Source organism: Novosphingobium mangrovisedimenti (genome assembly GCF_025153475.1).
GTDB lineage: Bacteria > Pseudomonadota > Alphaproteobacteria > Sphingomonadales > Sphingomonadaceae > Novosphingobium > Novosphingobium mangrovi_A.
The window spans coordinates 369,855-393,312 of record NZ_JANZXA010000001.1; the positions used below are offsets into that span (position 1 = coordinate 369,855).

At 64.4% G+C, this 23,458-nt stretch carries 20 protein-coding genes, 2 tRNA genes and 1 pseudogene; 15 read left to right on the plus strand and 8 right to left on the minus strand.

What is annotated here, in order from left to right:
- The first annotated feature begins 97 nt into the window (after positions 1-97).
- Entirely contained in the window at positions 98-1,927 is a 1,830-nt protein-coding gene (locus tag NZK81_RS01995; protein ID WP_260043426.1) for a flavin-containing monooxygenase, read from the plus strand.
- 211 nt (positions 1,928-2,138) lie between these two features.
- Here NZK81_RS01995 and NZK81_RS21705 read toward each other — a convergent pair whose 3' ends face one another.
- The gene (locus tag NZK81_RS21705) at positions 2,139-2,231 is read right to left on the minus strand and encodes a hypothetical protein (RefSeq protein WP_419181644.1); all 93 of its coding nucleotides are present in this window, start codon (positions 2,229-2,231) and stop codon (positions 2,139-2,141) included.
- Between the two features lie 218 nt (positions 2,232-2,449).
- Positions 2,450-2,926: pseudogene (locus NZK81_RS21710) on the minus strand (enoyl-CoA hydratase-related protein); the annotation flags it as partial.
- A 155-nt stretch (positions 2,927-3,081) separates the two neighbouring features.
- Between NZK81_RS21710 and NZK81_RS02005 the strand changes: the two are divergent.
- Positions 3,082-3,157: transfer RNA gene (locus tag NZK81_RS02005), tRNA-Thr, on the plus strand.
- A 496-nt stretch (positions 3,158-3,653) separates the two neighbouring features.
- Positions 3,654-4,319, plus strand: a complete 666-nt coding sequence (locus NZK81_RS02010; RefSeq protein ID WP_260043429.1) for a Crp/Fnr family transcriptional regulator — start codon at positions 3,654-3,656, stop codon at positions 4,317-4,319.
- 142 nt (positions 4,320-4,461) lie between these two features.
- Here NZK81_RS02010 and NZK81_RS02015 read toward each other — a convergent pair whose 3' ends face one another.
- Both NZK81_RS02015 and NZK81_RS02020 read right to left on the minus strand, forming a co-directional pair.
- Positions 4,462-4,815 carry a PilZ domain-containing protein gene (locus NZK81_RS02015; RefSeq protein WP_260043430.1) on the minus strand — a complete coding sequence of 118 codons (354 nt, stop codon included), beginning with the start codon at positions 4,813-4,815 and terminating at the stop codon, positions 4,462-4,464.
- Between the two features lie 473 nt (positions 4,816-5,288).
- Entirely contained in the window at positions 5,289-7,340 is a 2,052-nt protein-coding gene (locus NZK81_RS02020; RefSeq protein WP_260043431.1) for a TonB-dependent receptor plug domain-containing protein, read from the minus strand.
- Between the two features lie 82 nt (positions 7,341-7,422).
- Between NZK81_RS02020 and NZK81_RS02025 the strand changes: the two genes are divergently transcribed.
- Positions 7,423-7,983, plus strand: a complete 561-nt coding sequence (locus NZK81_RS02025; protein WP_260043432.1) for a hypothetical protein — start codon at positions 7,423-7,425, stop codon at positions 7,981-7,983.
- Positions 7,984-7,990: 7 nt separating this feature from the next.
- Positions 7,991-8,956, plus strand: a complete 966-nt coding sequence (locus NZK81_RS02030) for a cytochrome-c peroxidase (protein ID WP_260043433.1) — start codon at positions 7,991-7,993, stop codon at positions 8,954-8,956.
- 48 nt (positions 8,957-9,004) lie between these two features.
- Here the strand turns inward: NZK81_RS02030 and NZK81_RS02035 are convergent, their stop codons facing one another.
- Both NZK81_RS02035 and trxA read right to left on the minus strand, forming a co-directional pair.
- A complete protein-coding gene (locus tag NZK81_RS02035; RefSeq protein ID WP_260043434.1) occupies positions 9,005-9,616 on the minus strand; it encodes an LON peptidase substrate-binding domain-containing protein in 612 nt (203 codons plus the stop codon).
- Between the two features lie 3 nt (positions 9,617-9,619).
- The gene (trxA, locus tag NZK81_RS02040) at positions 9,620-10,522 is read right to left on the minus strand and encodes a thioredoxin (protein WP_260043920.1); all 903 of its coding nucleotides are present in this window, start codon (positions 10,520-10,522) and stop codon (positions 9,620-9,622) included.
- Between the two features lie 227 nt (positions 10,523-10,749).
- Here trxA and NZK81_RS02045 point away from each other — a divergent pair.
- A tRNA-Gly gene (locus tag NZK81_RS02045) sits at positions 10,750-10,824 on the plus strand.
- Between the two features lie 85 nt (positions 10,825-10,909).
- Here the strand turns inward: NZK81_RS02045 and NZK81_RS02050 are convergent.
- Entirely contained in the window at positions 10,910-11,599 is a 690-nt protein-coding gene (locus tag NZK81_RS02050) for a Crp/Fnr family transcriptional regulator (protein WP_260043435.1), read from the minus strand.
- A gap of 469 nt (positions 11,600-12,068) precedes the next feature.
- Here NZK81_RS02050 and NZK81_RS02055 point away from each other — a divergent pair, with 469 nt between their 5' ends.
- The 9 genes from NZK81_RS02055 to ppsA all read left to right on the plus strand — a co-directional run bounded on the left by NZK81_RS02055 (position 12,069) and on the right by ppsA (position 22,138).
- Positions 12,069-12,731 (plus strand): sensor histidine kinase, encoded by a 663-nt coding sequence (locus tag NZK81_RS02055; protein ID WP_260043436.1) that lies wholly within the window; start codon positions 12,069-12,071, stop codon positions 12,729-12,731.
- Between the two features lie 44 nt (positions 12,732-12,775).
- Positions 12,776-13,018, plus strand: coding sequence for a hypothetical protein (locus tag NZK81_RS02060; protein ID WP_260043438.1), 243 nt, complete (start codon positions 12,776-12,778; stop codon positions 13,016-13,018).
- 118 nt (positions 13,019-13,136) lie between these two features.
- Complete coding sequence (locus NZK81_RS02065) at positions 13,137-14,291, plus strand: site-2 protease family protein (protein ID WP_260043439.1); 1,155 nt, start codon at positions 13,137-13,139, stop codon at positions 14,289-14,291.
- Between the two features lie 183 nt (positions 14,292-14,474).
- A complete protein-coding gene (gene acsA / locus NZK81_RS02070) occupies positions 14,475-16,271 on the plus strand; it encodes an acetate--CoA ligase (RefSeq protein ID WP_260043440.1) in 1,797 nt (598 codons plus the stop codon).
- Positions 16,268-17,254 (plus strand): pyruvate dehydrogenase (acetyl-transferring) E1 component subunit alpha, encoded by a 987-nt coding sequence (pdhA, locus tag NZK81_RS02075; protein WP_260043441.1) that lies wholly within the window; start codon positions 16,268-16,270, stop codon positions 17,252-17,254. Before acsA ends, pdhA begins: the two co-directional genes overlap by 4 nt.
- Positions 17,251-18,246 carry an alpha-ketoacid dehydrogenase subunit beta gene (locus NZK81_RS02080; RefSeq protein ID WP_260043442.1) on the plus strand — a complete coding sequence of 332 codons (996 nt, stop codon included), beginning with the start codon at positions 17,251-17,253 and terminating at the stop codon, positions 18,244-18,246. Before pdhA ends, NZK81_RS02080 begins: the two co-directional genes overlap by 4 nt.
- Complete coding sequence (locus NZK81_RS02085; RefSeq protein WP_260043443.1) at positions 18,243-19,418, plus strand: dihydrolipoamide acetyltransferase family protein; 1,176 nt, start codon at positions 18,243-18,245, stop codon at positions 19,416-19,418. Before NZK81_RS02080 ends, NZK81_RS02085 begins: the two co-directional genes overlap by 4 nt.
- Positions 19,415-19,660 (plus strand): acyl carrier protein, encoded by a 246-nt coding sequence (locus tag NZK81_RS02090; protein ID WP_260043444.1) that lies wholly within the window; start codon positions 19,415-19,417, stop codon positions 19,658-19,660. The genes NZK81_RS02085 and NZK81_RS02090 overlap by 4 nt, the downstream gene beginning before the upstream one ends.
- 93 nt (positions 19,661-19,753) lie before the next feature.
- On the plus strand, positions 19,754-22,138 hold the full coding sequence (ppsA, locus tag NZK81_RS02095; RefSeq protein WP_260043445.1) for a phosphoenolpyruvate synthase: 2,385 nt from the start codon (positions 19,754-19,756) through the stop codon (positions 22,136-22,138).
- 378 nt (positions 22,139-22,516) lie between these two features.
- Here the strand turns inward: ppsA and NZK81_RS02100 are convergent, their stop codons facing one another.
- Complete coding sequence (locus tag NZK81_RS02100) at positions 22,517-23,254, minus strand: toll/interleukin-1 receptor domain-containing protein (protein WP_260043447.1); 738 nt, start codon at positions 23,252-23,254, stop codon at positions 22,517-22,519.
- Between the last annotated feature and the right edge of the window lie 204 nt (positions 23,255-23,458).

Genomic DNA, 23,458 nt, shown 5'->3' on the forward strand with positions numbered 1-23,458 from the left:
AACAACACTGTTGACAATTAATCGCGCAAGTCTAGATCACAGCGCAAACATGGCGGCCATTCTGAAAGAGCTGCCAACCGGAGAAGTGGGAACGGACATGACCTGCCAGAAGACCAACGTGCCGCCGGCCGCAGAACTCGATATTCCGGCCCTCAAGGCGAAGTACCGCGCCGAGCGCGACAAGCGCCTGCGCCGCGAGGGCGGCGAGCAGTACGTGCGCCCGACCGACGATCTTTCCGACAACTATGCCCACGACCCCTTCACCCCCATCGCTCCGCGCGATGCGCTCGACGAGGAGATCGACGTGGCCATCCTCGGGGCAGGTTTCTCGGGCATCCTCGCCGGTTATCATCTGCACAAGCAGGGCATCTCCAACGTGCGCAACATCGACCACGCGGGCGGCTTCGGCGGCGTGTGGTACTGGAACCGCTATCCCGGCGTGCAGTGCGACAACGATGCCTACTGCTACCTGCCGCTGCTCGAGGAAACGGGCTTCATGCCCTCAAAGAAGTTCTCCGACGGCTGGGAAATCCAGGCCTACTGCCAGAAGATGGCCGAGGACTTCGACCTTGCCGACAAGGCGCTGTTTCATACCCTGGTCGAAAGCATCGTCTGGGACGAAACGATCAAGCGCTGGCACGTGAAGACCAACCGGGGCGACGACATCAAGGCCCGCTTCGTGATCATGGCTGGCGGCGTGATGAACATGCCCAAGCTGCCCGGCATCCCCGGCATTCATGAATACAAGGGCAAGATGTTCCACACCAGCCGCTGGGAACACGACTATTCCGGCGGGTCCTGGGACAACCCCGTGCTCGACAAGCTGGCCGACAAGCGTGTCGCCATCGTCGGCACCGGCGCCACCTCGGTGCAGGCGGTGCCGTTCCTCGGCAAGTACGCCAAGCAGCTCTACGTCCTGCAGCGCACGCCTTCGAACATCGACGAGCGCCCCAATCCGCCGACGGACCCTGACTGGGCCGCCTCGCTCAAGCCCGGCTGGCAGCAGGAGCGCATGGCGAACTTCCACCGCGGCGCGCAAGTGGTGTTCAATCCCGGCGAGCCCGATCTCATCTGCGACATCTGGACCGAGGTCAACCGCAACCTCAACATCGAGCTGGAAGCCGAAGGCTTCCCGCAGATCTCCATCGAGGAGATGATGGCACGACGCGAAGTGATCGACTTCCAGGTGATGGAACGCCTGCGCCGCCGCGTCGACGCGCTGGTGGAGGACAAGAAGACCGCCGAGATCCTCAAGCCGTGGTTCCGCTTCATGTGCAAGCGGCCGCTTTCGAACAACGAGTTCTATCCCACCTTCAACCGCCCGAACGTCAAGCTGATCGACGTCTCGCCGACGCAGGGCGTGGAGGGCATGACCGAGAAGGGCTTCGTTGCCGATGGGGTGGAATACGAAGTCGACCTGATGGTCTTCGCCTCGGGCTTCGAGGTGACCTCGGACCTCAAGCGCCGCTGGGGCATCGACACTGTCACGGGCGAAGGCGGCGAATCGATCTACGACCACTGGAGCGAAGGCCCCAGCACCATGCACGGCGTCATCACCGACAAGTTCCCCGGCATGTTCTACATGGGCTACATCCAGGGTGCGACGAACTCGAGCACGACCGAGCAGTTCGGCCGCCAGGCCGAGCACATCGCCTTCATGATCGGTGAAGCCGGTCGCCGCGGCGCACAGACCGTCGCCGCGACCCGGGAAGGCGTCGAGACCTACGTCCAGCACTGCCGCGAGAACGAGGTCGACATGTCCGAGTTCCAGAACGACTGCACGCCCAGCTACTTCAACAACGAAGGCGAGAAGAACCCAAAGTGGGCTCTCTTCAAGGGCTATGTCGCCGGCTGGGACTCGTTCCTCGACATGCTGACCAAGTGGCGCAAGAGCCCTGACCTGCCCGGCGTCGAATTCGTATCCTGATCCGGGACGGTGCGCCGGGGTCTCAGGCTCCGGCGCGGCTTCCACAGGCCGTCAGGCGGTATCGCCCGCCGCCGCGACGCGCTCGGCCCTGAGCGCGTCGCGCCGCGCCTTTCCAGCCTCGTCCCGCAAGGCGCTATCGATGAACTCGATACTGCGCGGCACCTTGTAGGCAACCAGCCTCCCTCGCACGAAGTCCAGCAGTCCCCCGGCATCAGGCTTCACCGCCTCCTCCAGCGCGCACGATCGCATGGACCCGCGCGCCCAGGTCATCGTCGGGCAGCCCGATGACGATGGCCTCCGCCACGTCGGGATGGGCAAGCAGCGCGGCCTCGATCTCGGCCGGATAGAGGTTCCGTCCCCCCGAAATGACAAGATCCGTGCGCCGGTCCGCGATGTAGAGATAGCCGTCGGCATCGACCCAGCCGTAGTCGCCGAAACTCTCGAAGCCGTCGGGCAGTCGCCGGGAATCCGCCTCCAGGTAGTGATAGGACCTGTCCTCTCCGCTCGTACCGGCGCGGCGTTGACCGAGGCTTTCATTAGCTTGAGCGCGAAACGGTCGGTCCGCGCGATCTCCCTCGCAAGTTCCAGCGCCCGCTCCTGAAGCTGCGCGCGCGGGACAACCTCGTTGACCATGCCCGCCGCCGCGGCCACCTGCGCCGAAAGCCAGCCGCCGGTGAACAGCATCTGCTTGGCGCGCCGCACGCCCAGCTCGAAAGGATGGGCGAAGAACTCCACGCCGGGCACCCCCATGTCCGAACCGGTGTTGTCGCGGAACCGGGCATCGTCGGCCGCAATCACGACCACGCTGACCGCCTCGTCATCGCAGACAAGCCGCATCGCCGCGTCGATCTCGTAGGTCATGCGCGTACCCTGCGCGTTGCGCTTTTCCGGCCGCGCCAGGACGATCCGCGCCACGGCGGACGCCGCCATTTCATAGCGGATCTGCATGAAGGCGGGCGGTGGCCCGGCAACGGATTCCGGCATCTTTCCCCTCGTCATGTTATTAGACACTTGTCCAGCAACACACCCACGAGGCGCCCGTGCACAAGCCACAACGGCACATGCGTTCTGCAAAGCCCCTTGCACGAGCCCCCGCGCCTCGGTAAAGGCGCCCCCTGCCGACGCTCCGGATACACCCGGACAACGCCTGGCACGCCGCAGTAGCTCAGCTGGTAGAGCACGACATTCGTAATGTTGGGGTCGGGGGTTCGAGTCCCTTCTGCGGCACCATTTCCCTGAAGATGCTTTGACAAGGAAGACCGCTCGTTGGCGGCGAAAGACCGTTCGCCTTTGGAGCTGACTGGGATCCTGTCCGGGGCGTTTCGGGCAGGGGTTTGAGGCCTTCCTGAGCCAGACCCGTTTTCAGCCAAGTGCGACATCCGCCAGCATAGCCGTCGTTCAACAGCCCAGATCGGCGCGCCGAAACTTGCCGTACGTTGATGGGATCCAATCGAACAACGACCGACCGGAATGGCACAGGCAAAGCGAACTCCGGATGGCGGAATGTCGGGGCGCCGTGTCATTGTGACGCCCCGACAAGCCTGAATGGCCCGATCTGTCGGTTGCCATGAACGAATTGCCATTCGTGCGACCCGAATGGCTCGAGGCCTTGCAACTTGTGTGCGGTAGCCTAGCAATCCCTTTCAGTATTGGCTGGGATATGCTCCGTGGATATTTCACCAACGGCATTCAGAATATGAAGAATTTAAGAATTGAGGCCTGAAAAGTGTCCGTTTCGAGTGTTCCAAGACTGACCGAACTCCTGGCTCCGGCTGAATGGTCACTCGTCGAATCGCTGGCCATTCGCCGTAAATATCGAGATGGGGAAATCATCCACGAACGCGGCGATCGAGACCAGACCATCGGCATCGTCATCACCGGCCGGGTCAAGCTCATCAACCCGCGCAGCGATGGCCTCGAGGTCTTTTCCGGACTGATACACACCGGTCAGAACTATGGCGATGCCGCGCTGCTGCATGACCAGTCCCGGCAGCATCGGGCAGTGGCGATTGGCGAAACCGTCATCGATCATCTGGAAAGCGCAGCCTTCAATCGGTTGCTCGGCAATGCCGCCATTGCCCGCGCCTTTTACGTTGTCGCGTCTTTCCGCCTGTCAGTGTCGCTGGCGCTGCTCGACGACATGCGCACCCTGGCTCCCGAAGTGCGGCTGGGCAGGCTGATCATCCGTATGCATCAGGCTGCCGACGGTAGCGATCGGCTCGATTTCCTCCAGGAGGAGTTTGCCGGGATGCTCGGGATATCGACAGTAACGCTTGCCAAGGCACTGCGGCAACTGACGCGACACGGTTTCATCGCAACGGGCTACCGCCACATCCGGATCAGCGATCCGGTGAAACTTGCCACCTGGCTCCGGGAACATGAAATGGAGTGAGTGATCCGGGTTGGTCGGCAATAGACAGAGTTTATCTCGTCAAACGTCGATCAAACCCGCGACTGCGTTGGATGAAGTCCAACAGCCCCGATCCCGCCAACACCAACCGAGCGATGAATGACGATATAAGAGAACAGTCGCCTCAGAACGGCGGCAACGCCGGAAGCGGGCGGCCGAACCTGTCGCTTGGCACCATCTCTTCAAACGGCAGGTCACTCGGCGTGAAGCCCAGATGCCTGACTACCGCCTCATGGAGTAACTGACTGAAACGGACGCCTGCATTGCCCCCGACCATCCAGACGACCTGTCCACTCGCCTCGATGGGCTCGTCCAGCCTCAGATGAATGGCCATGCCAACCCTGAGCAGCGCGCGAGGGGCCTCGATCATGCAACCGCCCGACGAGAGGTCGTAAAGAAAGACCTCGTATCGACGTTCGCCAACAAAGCACTCAATCCCCTTGTCCACGATCAAGCGTTCGTAATCGCGTTCGTCCATCGCCGCCCTCCTTTGATCGAAAGCGGCATATACAAATAGTGTAAAGCAATAATGAGCATCGGATGCCCGAAGCCATTTTATTCAAATCGAACCTGTACACGTGGTACATCGCCGTCGCTCTCGCCAAATCACAATCGGATGCCCTGATCTGCAGGCAGCCTGATCACATCGGGTTCGGCATGGACAACACGGTCTCCCGAATACATTCCGCCCGGGCGCAGAATTCGCTTCAACGAAAGCGCCGGACGTTCGACAAGAAACCAAACGCAACAAGTCAAAGCTGTTTTCCCGACGCTCGATCGAAGGACTGGGAAGCAGGCCGCCGCAACTTGTCGAAGCGCGTATCGCCCCTCCCGAATCATCGTTTCAGAACAAGAGAATAACCCGAACGTACGCCCCCAGCCATGCCGTTCCCGGCTTTGGCCACGCGATATGCTGCCCGGCCCGGTTGCGCCGGGCAGCATATCGAAGGCTCAGTAGCGGTATCCGAGGCTCAGGAAATAGCTCCGGCCCGGTTGCGGGAACCCGTTGGTCAGGACGTAGTACTCGTCGAACAGGTTGCGCGCGCCGGCCCCGATCTCGATGCCTTCGGCCAGCGCATAGGACACCGTCAGGTTAGCCAGGACGTAATCGCCCGTTCGGTAGTACGAGGTGCCTGCCGTATTCACGGTCCAGCGATTGGATGCAAAGTCCGCGTTCGGAAGGATGTGCAGGCCGCTGACCGGCGCCCAGTCGACCCAGACGAAGCCCTTGTGCGCCGGCACGCCCGTCGGCCTGAAGGCGCTGTCGGAGGGATCGGTCAGGTCACGATGCGTGTAGGTGTAATTGCCGCCCAGGCTGATCATGTCGTCGAGCCGGGCGGTGATGGAAACTTCGGCGCCATAGTATTCCCCGCTACCCAGATTGCGGCTCTGGCTGACCGACTGCCCCTCGTAGATGAAGGGGAACGAGACGATCGCATCGTCGAGTTTCGAATAGAACACCGAAACCTCGGCGTGGACCGGGCCGAACGTGCGCGCGGCGCCGATCTCGAAGTTGGTGGCGCGCTCCGCCTTGAGGTTGGGATTGGAGACCGCGCCGCCGAAGCGCGAACTGAAACGCTCGAACAGCGTGGGAAAGCGTGCGCGCGAAGAAATGCTGGCGTGCAGCGCGGTCTGCGCGTCCGGCGTCCACGACAGCCGGCCCTGCGCATTGACCGCGCTGGCATTGTGCAGCGGGTATTCGATCAGCGCATCGCTGGCGTAGTCCTCCGCGCGCTTCAGGTCGCGCCAGTCGAAGCTGACACCGGCAACGAAGGTCCAGTCCGGCATCAGCGTCAGCCGGTTTTCGGCGGCGATGCTGTAGGTTTCCTCGATGCTGCTCTGCCGGGGCTCGGTCGTGCCGGCAGGAAAGCTCTGCTGCCACTCGACGTGCTTGTCTCGCCGGTAGTGGGCGGCAAGGCTCAGCTGGTCCGCCTCGGAGATGGTCACGTCCAGCTGCGCCGATCCGCCCCAGGCCGTGTCGGCGTACCAGCTGTTGAAGGCCCGGCGCAGGCTCTGGGTCGTCTGCGTCGCATCGTCGTACGCACTCAGGAGATTGTCGAAGCCGTTGCGATAGACACGGGTACGCAGCGTGGCGCGATCACCGAGCGCGGTGGTCGACAGGAAATAGATGCTGTCGATGTTCCAGTAAGGCCAGGTCCAGTTGCGCTGGCTCGAAACCGGATCGGTCACGTGGAGCGGCGCGTTCTTCGATCCTTCCTGCCGCGTATAGCTCAGCGAATATTCGTCGGTATCGTTGGGCGTAAAGCCGACCTTGGCGTTGAGGCGCCAGTCGGTGCTGCGCGACAGGCCGCGCTCGCCGCCATCCTCAGCCGAACCCTCGACGGGAGAATAATCCCCGGGCAGGTCCCAGTGATCCTGGAAATTGCGCGTGTAGCTCGCCTGCGCATACCACATGTCCTGCCGCGTACCGAGCAGCGCGAAAACATTGTATCCGGCATAATCGGCGTCGCGATCCAGGTTCAGCGTGCCACGCGCTTCCGCTTCCAGGGCCTTCGCGGGCTTTCGCGTCACCAGATTGACGGCACCGCCCATGGCGCCGGGGCCGTCGAGCAACGAGGCATAGCCCTTGGCGACCTGTACCTGCGCGATGTCCCCGGTCAGGAAGCGGCCATAGTCGAGCCGCCCGTCGGCCGGCAGGTAGACACGGATGCCATCGATCGAGAGCGGCACCTGATAGCGGTCGAACCCTCGCACGAAGATCAGCCGCTCGTTACGCGAACCGCCGCTGTTGGACGACGAGACACCGGGCATCAGGTTCACCGCATCGTCCAGCGTGTAGCGCTCGAATTGCCGGATCGCCTCCGCATCGAGTGTCGATGAACTGATCGTCGGCGCCTGGGGCGACGGCGCGGCCACGATGATCTGCCCGAGCGTGAACGCATCGCTCTCTCCCCCGCCCTCCACGGGGGCATCGGCCCACGCGGTGGCCGGCATTGCAAGAAGACACGAAAAACTGGCCGCAAGGGCGGCGGAATGACGCATGAGCTTTCCCCTGGAAACGTGCCTCGCCGGGACTGGCGAATCACTATATTTTATGGAATATAGTATCGTACGAAATATGGATATGGTCGAGACAGAAAAGGGGCCCTTCGTGCGAACTCCATTCGGCATCGCTCTTGCCGCTCTTGCCTTGCAGCCCGGTGCGACAAGCGCGATGGCACAGGAAAGCCAGCCCCAACCGGCTTGTCCGGCCGAAGCGGCGGTCCTGCCGGCGCCCTACGCCGGATGGTCACAGCGCACCGCGATGAACGCCGCGACCGATCCTGCCCACCTCGCGGACGCGCAGCTCGAACCCGGCCAGGCCATCGACGCCGTGCTCGCTTCCACCCCGGCGGTGCGTTACGCACGCCGGCCCGAAAAGCCGGGCGGCTCGGTCAGCTTCGGTGGCCTCTATGCGCTCGAGATCAAGACGGCGGGGACTTACCGCATCGCGCTGGGATCGGCCGCCTGGATAGACCTGCTTCGCGACGGCGAGGCGCTTGTCTCGACCGCCCACGGCCATGGCCCCGAATGCACGGGCATCCGCAAGGTCGTGGCGTTTTCCCTGACCCCCGGCAGCTACCTGCTGCAGATCTCCGCGAACGCCTCGCCGCGGATGCCGCTGCTCGCGGTTCGCGTGCCGTGACCCGCACATGAAGCGCCTGTTTCCGGCGCTTGCCGGGCTCGCCGCCGCGATCTGCGGAATATCCACCGCAGCCGGAAGCCGCGAGAGCGACCCCGCCGTTGCCTCCCGGATCGAACTGGGCCGGCGGCTGTTCTACGAGGCGGACCTGTCGATCAACGGCACCATGTCCTGCGCGACCTGCCATGAACAGAAGCATGGATTCGCCGACGGCAACCGCACGCATCCCGGCGCACTGGACGATCCGGGACGGCGCAATGTGCCCGGCCTCGCCAATGTCGGCCGGTTTGCGCGCCTGACCTGGGCCGACCCCGCCCTCACCAGCCTGGAAGCGCAGATTGCGGTTCCTGTCTTCGGCGAACATCCGGTGGAGATGGGCATGAAGGGCCACGAAGCGGACATCCCAGCCCGACTCGGCCACGATGCCTGTTATGTCCGCATGTTCCGCCAGGCCTTCCCGGAAGGCGACGGCCGGATCAGCTACGACAACGTGGCCAGAGCGATCGCCGCATTCGAACGCTCGCTCGTCTCGCGCAATGCGCCCTACGACAGGTTCGTTGGCGGAGACGCCGAGGTCATTTCTCCGAACGCCCGCACCGGCCTGACGATCTTCCGAAACACGTGCGCGTCCTGCCATGCCGGCCCCGACCTGACCGACACGGCCTATCACCGGATCGTGCCAGCACACGGGGCCTCGGGGAACGATGCCGGACTCTCCGAAGTCACCGGAAACAGCGCGGACGACCACAAGTTCCGCACGCCGGGCCTGCGCAACCTCGGTGTAACGGCACCCTATCTGCACGATGGCTCGGCCGAGTCGGTTGCGGATGCCATCCGGGCACACGATGACTTCGCGACGCTCCCCGAGGCCGACCTCGATGCGCTGGCCGTCTTTCTGGACACGCTGACCGACCGCGACTTCCTCACCGACCCGCGTTTCGCCCTGCCGGCACAGGCCTGCGGCCAGCCGCTTTGAGCACCGAGACGAGATAGAGCCCCGGAAGCGAGGCGCCGGTGCGTCAGCTTACTGCAGCGTCACCCCGTCCTCGTCGCCGTCACCGGCGCGGCCGAAGAACTGCATGAGCTGGATCAGCAACTCGCAGCGTGCGGAAAGCCCCGAGGCTTCCAGCAGCGCCTGCTTGGCGGCGGGATCGAACGGCGCGATCTGTGAGACGCCGTTGATCAACGCCACGTCATCGAGCCGCCCGACCTGATCCCAGTCGAGCGCATAGCCCTGCGCATCGGCGAAGCGGCGTGCTTCACGTTCGAAACCGGCACGCTCGATCGGCGCGAGTACCTCGTGCTCGTCATCCGCGATCAGCTCGGCATCGACCTGACGGAAAGGCGTAGTCACATCGAGCTCGCGCAGGATGCGGAAGCGCTGCTCGCCTTCGAGCACGATGTTGAAGCAGCCATCATCCAGCGCCTCGACATCGTCGATGCGCCCCACGCAGCCCACCGAAAACAGCGGCGCGCCTTCCAGAGGACTCTGCGGCTGGATCATGCCGATCCGCCGGTCGCGCGCGAGCGCATCGCTGATCATCGCCCGGTAGCGCGGCTCGAAGATGTGCAGGGGAAGCTGCAGCCCGGGGTAGAGGACCGCACCCGACAGGGGAAAGATGGTAATGCGCGGCACGCGTCAGCCGAACAGGACAGTCGAAAGCTTGCGGCGCGTCGCCGCGACCCACGGGTCCTCCAGGCCGATCGCCTCGAAAATCTGCAGCAGCTTGGCACGCGCCGCGCCTTCGTTCCACGCGCGATCGGCGGCAACCATGCGCAGCAGCGTGTCGGCGGCCTCGTCGCGCTCACCGGCGGCGAAAGCGGCATTGGCGAATGCGAGCTGGGCATCCATGTCGCCCGGACGCTCTTCGGCGGCAGTGCGCAACGCGGCCAGTTCGCTGTCTTCCGGCTTGTCCTTCGCCAGTTCGAGCGCGGTACGAGCGCGTTCGAGATGCGGATCGGCGGCCACCGCCGGATCGAGACTGCCCAGCACCTGCTCGGCTTCCTCCAGCCGCCCGGCGACGACGAAACCGCGAATCAGGCCGGACAGCACTTCGGCATTGTCGGGCTCCATCTCCAGGATCTGCATGAAGATGCTCGCGGCGCGCTCCCCGTCGTTCGCGGCCAGCGCTTCCTCGCCCATGGCGACCAGCGGGGCGATATCCGCCTTGGGCGCGGCACCGCCGGGCTGGACTGGCAGCTTCTCCAGCAGCTGGTCCAGCGTCTGCTTCAACTGCGATTCGCTGCGCGCGTTCGTCAGGTCGGCCACCGGCTGCCCCTGGAAGATCGCATAGACCGTGGGGATCGAGCGCACCTGAAACTGCGAGGCGATGAACTGTTCCTCGTCGACGTTGATCTTGGCCAGGACCACGCCCTTGTCCGCATATTCGGCGGCGACCTTCTCCAGCACGGGCGCCAGCGCCTTGCACGGCCCGCACCATTCCGCCCAGAAATCGAGGATGACCAACTGGGTCATCGAAGGTTCGGCAACCTCCTTGCGGAACCTGTCGACTGCCTTCTGTTCGTCGAGATTGAGACCCATGCTGGCCAAGGTACTTGCTCCCATTTCCTTGCGGCTGGCCCCCTAGATCGGATTTATGCGGCCATTTGTGAAGGGTTAAAGCGCGCGCGAGCCATCACCATGGCGCCGTTGTGGACCTGCCGGTAAAAAATTTGCGATTCCCCTCTTGCCGCATCCGAAACCCCCTGCTAGTGGCGCGCCTCCACCCCGGACCTGCCGCTCTCGCAGCAGGCTTCCGAAACGCCAGAGCGGGCGTAGCTCAGGGGTAGAGCACAACCTTGCCAAGGTTGGGGTCGAGGGTTCGAATCCCTTCGCCCGCTCCAGTTTTCCAGACATCGCAGAGACTTGGGAAAGACCCTCCGGGGCCTTCCTCGGTGAGCGCCCGCGCAAGGCGTGAAGGTGCGCCGGTCAGTAGCCGGCGGCTTCCTCCAGTCCGTCGCGGTCGAGAATCACGACGGTGCGGCGGGACGGCGCATCGATCAGCCCGCTGGTGCGCAGCTTGGTGATCTGGCGGCTCACCGTCTCGATGGTCAGGCCGAGCACCTCGGCCATCTCCTGCCGTCCAAACGGCAGGTCGAACGCGATCACGCCGTCTTCGTCGGCCGGTGCGCCGAGGCGGTCCGCCATGTCGAGCAGGAAGGTCGCCACGCGCTCCACCGCACTTTTCTGGCCGAGCAGGAACATCCACTGGCGCGCATGATCCAGATCCATCAGCGTGCGCTGCAGCAGCTTGTGCTCGAGCGGCGGATTGTTCTGCGCGACGGCATCGAAGTCCGAGCGCGTGAACGTGCAGACTTCGGCATCGGTCAGGGCGACCACCGATTGCCGGCTCTTCGTGCCGAAGGGCCTGCCGATGAAGTCGCTGGGATAGGCGATGCCGAGCGTCTGGTCGCGGCCGTCCCAAGTCGAGGCGGACAGCTTGAGAACGCCTTCTATGACGTTGCCGACGAGCAACGATTCATCGCCTTCCCAGACCAGGGTCTGGCCGCGGCGGACGCTGCGGCGATGGCCATGCCGGCTGAGCTCGGCAATCTTGTCATCGGTCAGCGAATGGCAGATCGCGCTTTCGCGGACGGCGCACTGTGCACAAGCATCCATGATTCGGACATCCTTCAAAAGAGGCTGGGGGGGCTTCCGCGATCCAGGCCCGTGAACGCGTCCCCACACCCCTCCGGCCGCCGCAACGGCGATGCTGCAATTACCATCTGGACATGCAGCCGGCGGGTCATGAGTTCCCTGTCCATGAACTGGATCAAATTCATGGCACCCCTATCGATCATGCCGGGACGGGGCCGCTATCCGCAAAGTACCGGATGGGGCTGTCGCGGAGCAGTGCAAAGGCCATGAAAATCGGCACTTAGGGCGGTCAATGCGATTACCTCTGCCCGGCCTCCCCTCTCCGGCCCGCCTCCAACCTCGTACAATACCGGAGTGCCGCAGCAGCACTTACGGCCCATTCTCGCGCTGGAGAGCAGGTGGAGCCGCGGCCATGATTCACGCCCGGATGATCGACGACAACCCGACGCCAAGCACAATACGAGGCACGTCTCTGCCGGCGCATGCATCCATGCAGCCGCACGCCCCCCTGTTTGACCAGACCGCGACCATACATGAGCTGCGCAACGTTCTCTCGGCCATTGCAACCGGCTTCCACCTGCTGGAAAACCGGCCCCGCGAAGCCAGGGCATCCTCGATCTGGAAAGGCATGCGAGAGGCTGCAGCGGTCTCCCAGCAGCTTGCTTCGCAACTCCTCGCCGAGCAGGAAGCCCACGCACGAACCGTGATCGACCTGCGCGAGGCACTGGACCACCTCTCCACGCGCGTCAGGCCCTTTCTCCCGGACAACATCTCGCTGAGCATCAGGACATGGCAAGGCGTTCCGCCGATCCTCGCCGCCCCTGAAGAATGCGAGGCGGTACTGCTCCATCTGGTCGACAATGCCATCGAGGCAATGCCTGACGGCGGCACCCTGACGATCGATGCCAGACCCTCGCGGGGGGACGCGCTCATCGCGGTGGCCGACGACGGCATCGGCATGCGACGCCAGGGGCGCGAACAGGCCATGTGCCCGTTCTACACGACGAGACCGGAAAGGGACATCGGCCTGGGATTGATGCAGGCCAAGCGCTTCACCGCGCAGCTGGGCGGGCGTTTCTCGTTCAGGAGCACGCCCGCCAGAGGCAGCGTGTTCGTGCTGCGCCTGCCCGGCGCGCCGCGCAAGGCCGATTGACCCGGCCGACGAACTACCGACCAGACAGACGACGAGGAAAGACAATGACCATGACGGACTGGGACGAGCTGAAAGCCGACGTCGAGCGTTTTCGGGACGAGGCGAGGGTTCAGGCCCATCTGGCTTCCAAGGATGCCCAGGACCAATGGGCCGAACTGGAAGACAAGTGGCACGAATTCGCCCGGAAGGCGGAACTGGCGAAGAGCGGCGAAGGCATCCGCTCCGCGATCGAGGTTCTCGGCGACGAACTGAAGCAGGCCTACGAACGCATCAAGAAATCGGTCTGAGGGATGGCGCGATACCGATCATTCCGGACTTGCCGCCGGGCGGTTCGCGCTTAATCCTCCTGCCATGACCAGATCGACAGGAACACCCGGAGCCGGCGGGACGCGGCAGCATGGCGAAATGCCGCCGCTTTCCAGCAACATCACAAGGCATGCGCCGACCGCCATGGGGCGCCGCTGGTCGTTCCCGATCGGGACGATCGCGGGCACGGTCATTCGCATCCACTACACCTTCCTCATCCTGTTCGCCTGGATCGGGGTGGCGGGATGGGCCGCGTCGGGACCGACAGCCGCGCTCCATACGCTCACCTTCTTCGCGCTGCTGTTCCTTTGCGTGGTCCTGCACGAGTTCGGGCACATTTTCGCCGCCCGCCGGTTCGGTGTGCGCACGCCGGAAGTGGTTCTACTGCCGATCGGCGGCGTTTCACGCATGGAGCGGATTCCGGAGGAGCCGCAGGCCGAATTCGTCATCGCCATAGCGGGTCCCGCAGTCACGCTGGTCATCGCGCTTGTGCTGATCCTGGCACTGGGCGGACTGCCGGCTCCCGAAGCCGTCGCGCAGGACTTCACGCTCCACGGACTGATCGTGCAGCTGGCCTTCGCCAATCTGGTGCTGTTCGTCTTCAACCTGATCCCGGCCTTCCCGCTCGACGGTGGCCGCGTCCTGCGGGCCGGGCTTGCCGCCACGCTCGGACATACCCGCGGCACGCGCGTCGCCGCGCAAATCGGCCAGGCCGCGGCATTCCTGCTCGGGCTTGCGGGCCTGTTCGGCGGGAACATGATCCTCGTTCTGGTGGCGGTGTTCATCTATCTCGCCGCCGGCTCCGAGAACGGCATCGCGCAATTGCACGGCATCACCAGCGGCAAGCCCGCCAGCGCATCGATGATTTCGAGCTTCGTTTCGCTGCAGGCCAACGATCCCGTGCGCGAGGCCGCGAATGCGCTGATCCACACCGAGCAGCGCGAATTTCCGGTGGTCGACGACCAGGGCCGTCTCGAAGGGCTGCTCACACGCGACGGGATCGTGCAGGCACTCGTGACCAAGGGGCCGGAAAGCCCGATCGCCGACGTCATGCGCCGGGACATCGCCGCCGTCAGCCGCTGGACGCTCATGGACGACATCGTGTCGCTCCTGACCGAAGGCGCGCCCGCCGTCGGCGTCGTCGACGACCATGGCCGCTGCCTGGGGTACATCACCTGGGAAAACCTGATGGAAGAGCTGATGATCTCACGCGCCCTCGATCAGCGCCGCGCCCGGACGTCTGCTGCACGCTAAGCGCCGCGGCCTCCGGTACATTCCTTATTCGGCGGGTTTTGCGGCGCCGCTAGGCTCTTCATTGACTCGCCGCAATGGACGGAGTCGGAAACCGGCCTAGCCGTCCGCAGAAGACGGTGCGGTCCTGCAACCGCTGCCATGTCGACGCGTTTCGTCACGCACTGCCGCGAGAGAGGGAGAAGGATGAGCGAAGAGGCCCTGAGCGATTCCCGCCCTTCCGTCTATCCGCCGATCCGGAAGGATCGCGAGGCCCTGCGCCCGCGCCCCAACCTGTTCGACTACGAGAGCGAATGCGCCGCCTTTTCGTGGGACAAGGCAAGAGCGCTGCTCGACGGGTTGCCCGATGGCCAGGGCCTCAACATCGCATACGAAGCGGTGGACCGCCATGCCTCCGGAGCGAAGGGCGACAAGGCCGCCTTGCGCTGGCTGGGCAAGGCGGGCGAGCGGCGCGACATCACCTATCGCGAACTCTCGGAGGAAACGAGCCGCTTCGCCAATGCGCTGAAGTGCCTGGGTGTCGAACCCGGCGAGCGCGTCTACGTCATGATGGGGCGGCTGCCCGAACTCTACATCGCCATGCTCGGCGCGCTGAAGGCCGGGTGTGTGGCCTCGCCGCTGTTTTCGGCCTTCGGTCCCGAGCCGATCGCGGTGCGCATGCAGCTCGGTGACGGGCGCGTGCTGGTCACCACGCCCCGGCTCTACAAGCGCAAGGTGGCGGGCATCCGCGATCAGGTGCCGGGCCTTGCCCATGTCCTGCTGGTGGGCGAAGGCGAGGTTGAGGGAGACGGACTCCACCGCTGGGACCGTACCGTCGAGGCAGCCTCTCCCCAATTCACGATACGCCCGACCGATCCCGAGGACATGGCGCTGCTGCACTTCACCAGCGGAACCACCGGCCGGCCCAAGGGCGCGATCCACGTCCATCAGGCGGTCGTCGCGCATCACGTCACCGGACGTTACGCACTCGACCTGCACGAGGACGACGTGTTCTGGTGCACTGCCGATCCCGGGTGGGTGACGGGCACCAGCTATGGGATCATCGCCCCGCTTACCAACGGCGTCACCAGCATTGTCGCCGAAGCCGAATTCGATGCCGAAACCTGGTTCGACATTCTCGAGCAAGAGAAAGTGTCGGTCTGGTACACCGCGCCGACCGCGATCCGCATGATGATGCGGATAGGAACCGATGTGGCGAAAGGGCGCGACTTGTCCGCGCTGCGCTTCATGGCCAGCGTCGGCGAGCCGCTGAACCCGGAAGCCGTGGTCTGGGGGCAGGAAGCCTTCGGCATGCCCTTCCACGACAACTGGTGGCAGACCGAGACCGGCGGCATCATGATTGCCAATTATGCCGCGCTCGACATCAGGCCGGGCTCGATGGGCCGGCCGATGCCGGGCATAGAGGCGGCCATCGTGCGCAAACTGGACAGCGGTGATGTCGAAGTGATCGACGAACCGATGGTCGAGGGCGAACTGGCGCTGCGGCGCGGCTGGCCCTCGATGATGCGCGGCTACCTGCACGAGGAGGAACGCTACCGCAAAAGCTTCGCCGGGGACTGGTATCTCACCGGCGACCTCGCGCAGCGCGACAGCGACGGGTACTTCTGGTTCGTCGGCAGGGCGGACGACGTCATCAAGTCTGCCGGCCACCTGATCGGCCCCTTCGAAGTCGAAAGCGCGCTGATCGAGCATCCGGCCGTCGCCGAGGCTGCCGTGATCGGCAAGCCCGACCCGACGCTCGGCGAAATGGTCAAGGCCTTCGTCACGCTGCGCCCCGGCCATGAAGCCAGCGAGGCCATGCGCCGCGAGCTGATCGGCCATGCCCGCAAGAAACTGGGCGCGGCGGTCGCGCCCAAGGAAATCGACTTCCGCGAGAACCTGCCCAAGACCCGCTCGGGCAAGATCATGCGCCGCCTGCTCAAGGCCCGCGAACTCGGCCTGCCCGAAGGCGACATCTCGACTCTGGAGAGCGACGAGAAATGACCGGAAAGCTCAAGATCGGAAAGGAACACGGGCAGCGTCTGTTCCGCGAGATGCTGCGCATCCGGCGTTTCGAATCGAAATGCGCGCAGCTCTATCAGGCCGAAAAGATCAGGGGCTTTCTCCATCTCTACGATGGCGAGGAGGCCGTGGCCGTGGGCGTGATGCAGGCACTGCAACCCGAGGACGCCGTCGTTGCCACCTACCGCGAGCATGGCCATGCCCTGGCGCGCGGGATCGCGATGGAGCCCATCATGGCCGAGATGTTCGGCAAGGTGGAAGGCTGCAGCCGGGGCCGAGGCGGTTCGATGCACTTGTTCGACCGCGCGACCCGGTTCCTCGGCGGCAACGCCATTGTCGGCGGCGGGCTGCCGCTGGCCGTGGGCACGGCGCTCGCCGACAAGAGCCTGCGCCCCGGCGCGATCACCACCTGCTTCTTCGGCGAGGGCGCGGCGGGCGAAGGCGAATTTCACGAGAGCATGAACCTTGCCGCCTTGTGGAAGCTGCCCGTGCTCTTCGTGTGCGAGAACAATCTCTATGCCATGGGCGTCCCGCTCGAAGTGGCCGAGGCCGATACCGAGATCTTTCACAAGGCCAAGGCCTACGGGATCGAGGGCGAACAGGTCGACGGCATGAACCCGGTCGCCGTGGAGATCGCCGCGCAGCGCGCCGCCGAGGCGATCCGGGCGGGCAAGGGCCCCTATTTCCTCGAATGCCGAACCTACCGTTTCCGCGCCCATTCGATGTTCGATTCCCAGCAATACCGCACGCGCGAGGAAATCGAGCAGTGGAAGGAGCGCGATCCCCTCTCCCACATGCAGCAATGGCTCACCGACGCGCACCTGATGACGGCCGAGGAACTGGCGGCGATCGAGGCGCAGGTGGATGAGGAGATCGAAAAAGCGGTCGCCTTCGCCGAGGCCGGAACATGGGAAAGCGTGGAGGATCTCGAACGCTTCGTGACGATGGACGAGGTGCCACAATGAGCGATCCGGCCCCCACCCGCATGACCTATCGCGAGGCCTGCAAACAGGCGATCCGCGATGCGCTCAACGCCGATCCCAACTGCTTCGTGATGGGCGAGGACGTCGGCCGCTACGGCGGCTGCTACGCCGTGACCAAGGGCCTGCTGGAAGAATTCGGACTCGAACGGATCCGCGACACGCCGCTGGCCGAAAGCGTCATCGCCGGGGCCGGGATCGGCGCGGCGATCGGCGGCATGCGTCCGATCGTCGAGATCATGACCTGCAATTTCAGCCTGCTGGCGCTCGACCAGATCGTCAACAATGCCGCCAGCATCCCGCACATGTCGGGCGGGCAGTTCGCCGTGCCGGTGGTGATCCGCATGGCAACCGGCGGCGGCCGCCAGCTTGCCGCGCAGCATTCGCACAGCCTCGAAGGCTGGTACGCGCACATCCCCGGGATCAAGGTGCTCGCCCCCGGCACGGTCGAGGACGCGCGGCACATGCTGGCCGCCGCGCTCGCCGATCCGAACCCGGTGCTGATCTTCGAACACGTCATGCTCTACAACGAGGAAGGCGATCTCGATCCGGCGGTGGATGCGGTCGACATCTCCTCGGCCAAGGTGCGCCGGGACGGCAAGGACGTGACGATCCTGACCTACGGAGGCTCGCTGCCCAAGGCGCTGGAAGCCGCCGAAGAACTGGCCAGGGACGGCATCGCGGCCGAAGTGGTCGACTTGCGCGTGCTGCGCCCGCTCGACGATGCGACGATCTTCGCATCGGTCATGCGGACGCGGCGCTGCGTCATCGTCGATGAAGGCTGGCGCAGCGGCTCGCTCTCCGCGGAGATCGCCGCGCGGCTGGCCGACGAACTGTTCTTCGAGCTCGATGCCCCGGTCCGGCGCGTGTGCACGCGCGAGGTTCCGGTTCCCTACGCGGCGCACCTTGAAGCAGAGGCTCTGCCGCAAGTGGCCGACATTGTCACCGCCGCGCGCAGGCTGGCGAAGCCGCAATGAGCGATTTCACCATGCCGTCGCTGGGCGCCGACATGGAGCGCGGCACGCTGGTCGAATGGCTGGTGAAGCCCGGTAGCAAGGTGCGCAGTGGTGACATCATCGCCGTGGTCGAAACGCACAAGGGCGCCATCGACGTCGAGATATTCGAGGACGCCACTGTCTCCGAAATCTGCGCCCATGAAGGCGAGACCGTGCCCGTGGGCGGCCTGCTCGCGCGGCTCGAAGCCGAGGGCGGAAAGGCTGCACCGTTACTGCCAGCCACCAAGCCGGAACCTGCCCCGGCTGCAGCCAAAGCGGCGCCCGAACCGACCTTCACCATCACGCGCACCGGCCGCACCAAGGTCTCTCCCGCCGCGCGGCGCCTTGCCGCGCAGATCGGCATTGATCCCGAGACATTGACCGGAACGGGCGTCGACGGCTCGGTCTCACTTGCCGATGTCGAACTTGCCCGTGCGAGCGCGGCGAAGCCCGCCCCCGCGGCCAAAGCCGCCCGCAAGCGCGGCTTCGACCCGGTCGAGATGCGCCGCGGCATTGCCCTTGCCATGGCGCGTTCCAAGCGGGAGATCCCGCACTACTACCTGTCCAGCACGGTCGACATGGGCCCCACGCTCGACTGGCTTGCCCGCTTCAACGAAGCCCGCCCGCCGACCGAGCGCATGCTGGCCGCCGTGCCCCTGATCAAGGCGACCGCGCTGGCCCTGCGCAAGCATCCGCAGCTCAACGGCTTCTGGCAGGACGATGCCTTCCAGCCCGGCGCGGGCGTGCACATCGGCTGGGCCATTTCGCTGCGCGGCGGCGGGCTGGTCTCGCCTGCAATCCACGATGCGGACACGCTCGCCCTGCCCGACCTGATGGACAAACTGCGCGATCTGGTCGCGCGAGCGCGCAGCGGGGGCCTCCGCAGTTCGGAACTGATGGACGCCACCGTCACCATCACCAGCCTGGGCGAGCGCGGCGCCGACAATGTCGCGGCCATCATCTATCCGCCGCAAGTCGCGATCGTCGGCTTCGGCCGCATCCGCGAGCGGCCTTGGATCGTCGATGGCAAGGTCGCGGCGCGCCCGCTCGTCGACGTGACACTGGCCGCCGATCACCGGGCCAGCGACGGCCACACCGGGGGCCTCTTGCTCTCCACCATCGAACAATTGCTGCAGGAACCAGAGACGCTGTGACCAAAGATGAAATCCGCAAGCTCGCGATCGACATCCTCGGCGGCATTGCCCCCGAAGCGGACTTCGACATGCTCGAAGACGACGAGGAACTGCGCGAGGCGCTCGATCTCGATTCGATGGATTTCCTCAACTTCATCACCGGTCTGCACAAAGCCACCGGGGCCGACATTCCCGAGGCCGACTATGCCCAACTTTCCAGCCTGCAGGACGTGGTTGCCTATCTGACTGCAAAGACTGCATAATCCCATCGTGCCGCTGCCAACGGCAAGCCCCCTTTCCAGACCGCGTTCGCTCCTTCTCTCCCCCCAGCCTGACGGCAAATACGGACGAAACCCATGACCAAGACTTCCCCTTCCGTTCTCTGGTTCGAAGACATCGCCATCGCCGACGTTCCGATCGTCGGCGGCAAGAATGCATCGCTGGGCGAAATGGTCCGCGAACTGGGCAGCAAGGGCGTGCGCGTTCCCACCGGCTTTGCGACCACCTCCGCCGCCTACCGCAACTTCATCGCCGAAAACGGCATCGAGCCCGATATCCGCGAGGACATCCGCCGCTACAAGGCCGGCGAGGCCACTCTGCAGGAAGCCGGAAGCGCCGTGCGCGAGCGCATTCTGGCAAGCCGGATCCACGATGCCCTCGCGAACGAGATCCGCGCCGCCTACGACACGCTCTCGCAGCGCCTCGGCGTGCAGGACCCGGCTGTGGCCGTACGCAGCAGCGCGACCGCCGAGGACCTGCCCGACGCCAGCTTCGCCGGCCAGCAGGAAACCTTCCTCAACGTGCGCGGTCACCGCGCCCTGCTCGATGCTTGCACGCGCTGCTTCGCCTCGCTCTTCACCGACCGCGCGATCAGCTACCGCGAGGCCAAGGGCTTCGACCATTTCGAGGTCGCGCTGTCGATCGGCATCCAGCAGATGGTCCGCTCCGACCTTGCCGGATCGGGCGTGATCTTCACGCTCGATACCGAAACCGGCTTTCCCGATGTCGCCGTGATCAGCGCCGCATGGGGCCTCGGCGAAACGGTCGTGCAGGGCATGGTCGATCCCGACAAGTACGTCGTCTTCAAGCCGCTGCTGGATGACAGGAGCACGCAGCCGATCATCGAAAAGGCCTGCGGCGCCAAGGCGACCAAGATGATCTATGCCGAGGGCGGCTCCAAGCGCACCCAGCTTGTCGAGACCACGCAGGCCGAACAGCGCGCCTTCGTCCTGCCCGATGACGATGTCCTCGAACTCGGCCGCTGGGCCGTGATCGTCGAGCAGCACTATGGCCGCCCGATGGATCTCGAATGGGCCAAGGACGGCGAGACCGGCCTGCTCTATCTGGTGCAGGCGCGCCCGGAGACGGTGCAGTCTGGCAGCAGCCGCACCAGCTTCCGCACTTACCGCCTGAAGGAAAAGGGAACCCCGATCCTTACCGGCGCGGCGATCGGCAGCGCGATTGCCTCGGGCCGGGCCTGCGTGATCCGCGACGTGGCCGACATCGGCAATTTCGTCGACGGCGCGATCCTCGTCACCGGCAATACCGACCCCGACTGGGTGCCGGTGATGAAGCGCGCGGCCGGGATCGTCACCGATCACGGCGGCAACACCAGCCACGCCGCCATCGTCAGCCGCGAACTGGGCGTGCCCGCCGTCGTCGGCACCGGCACGGCGACCGAGGTGCTGAAAGACGGGGAGGACATCACCCTGTCCTGCGCGGGCAGCGAGACCGGGCTGATCTACGACGGGCTGCTCGATTTCGAGAGCGAGGAGATCAATCTCGACACGCTGCCCGAGACCCGCACCGGCGTGATGGTGAACATCGCCGATCCCTCCGCCGCGTTCCAGTGGTGGCGCCTGCCCGCCAAGGGCGTGGGGCTCGCCCGCATGGAATTCATCATCAACAACCTGATCAAGGTCCACCCGATGGCGCTGCTCCACCCCGAGCGGATCGACCCGGAAGAGCGCAAGGTGATCCGCGATCTGGCGCAGGGCTATGCCTCGCCCGCGGACTTCTTCGTCGAGACGCTGGCGCGCGGCATCGCCAAGCTGGCGACGCCCTATCATCCGCACCCCGCCATCGTGCGCCTCAGCGACTTCAAGACCAACGAATATGCCCACCTCATCGGCGGCAGCGCCTTCGAGCCCGAAGAGGAAAACCCGATGATCGGGTTCCGCGGCGCCTCGCGCTATTACGACGAACGCTACCGCGAAGGCTTCGCGCTCGAATGCCGCGCGCTGAAACGCGTGCGCGAGGAACTGGGCTTTACCAACGTGGTGATCATGGTGCCCTTCTGCCGCACCACCGCCGAAGCCGACCGCGTGCTCGAAACCATGGCCGAATACGGGTTGAAACGCGGCGAGAACGGGTTGCAGATCTACATGATGTGCGAGATCCCGGCGAACGTCGTCCTCGGCGAGGAATTCGCCAAGCGCTTCGACGGTTTCTCGATCGGCTCGAACGACCTCACCCAGCTAACCCTCGGCATCGACCGCGATTCCGACATTCTCGCCGGCCTGTTCGACGAGCGGAACGAGGCGGTCGAACGCATGATCGCGCAGGCCATCGAAAAGGCCCACGCAGGCGGCATCAAGATCGGCATCTGCGGCCAGGCCCCCAGCAACTACCCCGAGTTCGCCGCCTTCCTCGTCGAAGAAGGGATCGACACGATCTCGCTCAACCCGGACAGCTTCGTGCGGACCATCGGCAGCATTGCCGAGGCGGAAAAGGCATCGTGAGGCGATAGACAGTGACCGTTCTACCCTGAATCGTCATTGCGAGGCCCGCAGGGCCGCGGCAATCCAGAGCGTCGTGACCCCGCCCTGGATTGCTTCGCTTCGCTCGCAATGACGAACAGTTCATTCAAAAGTGATCATGCGCCAGGCGGTAACCGACTGGAACGCCAGCCACTCTCGCCACAAACCTCCCGTCGCCCCCGCGCAGGCGGGGGGCCCGCTTCCTTGTCCGGCTATCGTCTTTGGCCGGTTGCGAACAGGCTGGTTCGGGACTCGCTGACCAAGACACCCGCCCTCAATCCGGCCTCTTGGAGACGTCCTCCTGTCTAATGTTGTCGCCCGCGAGTAACTACGCTTGGCACGATCGTCTGGAAGATGGCGCTAGAATGGCACATCCTCATCAAGATCAAAGCTTGCAAAAGACTTCGCGGATTTCGCTTCTTTGAGCCTGCCAGCCGTCCGAGGGTCGGCAGCTAAGAGCCGATCAATCTCGGCCGCGATTTCTTCCGCAGATCTCCGCAACCGAGGTAGAGCTTGATGCTTGCCAATAAAACCTGTGGGATCCTCACCGTATTTGAACGAGATCACCTTCACACCACGTCCTAGCGCAAAGCCGATCTCTTGTTGCGTCCAGAACGAGGCGCTGAAACCCTTGGTGTGCACCGCTACCATCGCGTCCATCGTGCGCAGCCCTCGCTCAATTTCATCCTGCCACGCCAAGGTAGGCTGGATATCCTCGTGAGCTACGAAACCAGCTATCTCATGGATAGCGAGTGCATCTTTAAGACGTGTGGCGATTAGCTTGTCTGCCGAAATGTGCGAGATGAAAAGCCGGAAACGCTTGGTGTCCCGCCAGTTCTGTGGCTGTTCCACCGGCCCCACCGTCGCACCATCCTGGATGATGCCGAGATCAGCAGCGATCGTCTGAATGCGATTGTTGGACACTGACGATAGAACCGATTGTGCGTAGACGCGCTTGCTTCCATAGTTGCCGTGGGGGTGTGCGCGATGATCGACTTGGCATGCGTCGAAGTAATGGTCGATTTCGACGAACGTCCATCGTTTCTGGAGTTCCACCGCAACAGCCTCAATCAGCTTCAAACGTTCAGACGGTCGCAATCATGTTCCTCCGACCAATCGATGAAGAACCGGGCTTCTAACTCGGATTGTAGTATTGCGTCACCTGTAAATGCTAGCGGCACAATCACTGTGACGTGCACGGATGGGCGGTTTTGGGATGTTGCAGAGTTAGAGAACGGCGACCTTGGGCGCGTATTTGCCATATGCGCGATGACAGCTTTGTCGGTGTGTCCTGAACGACCA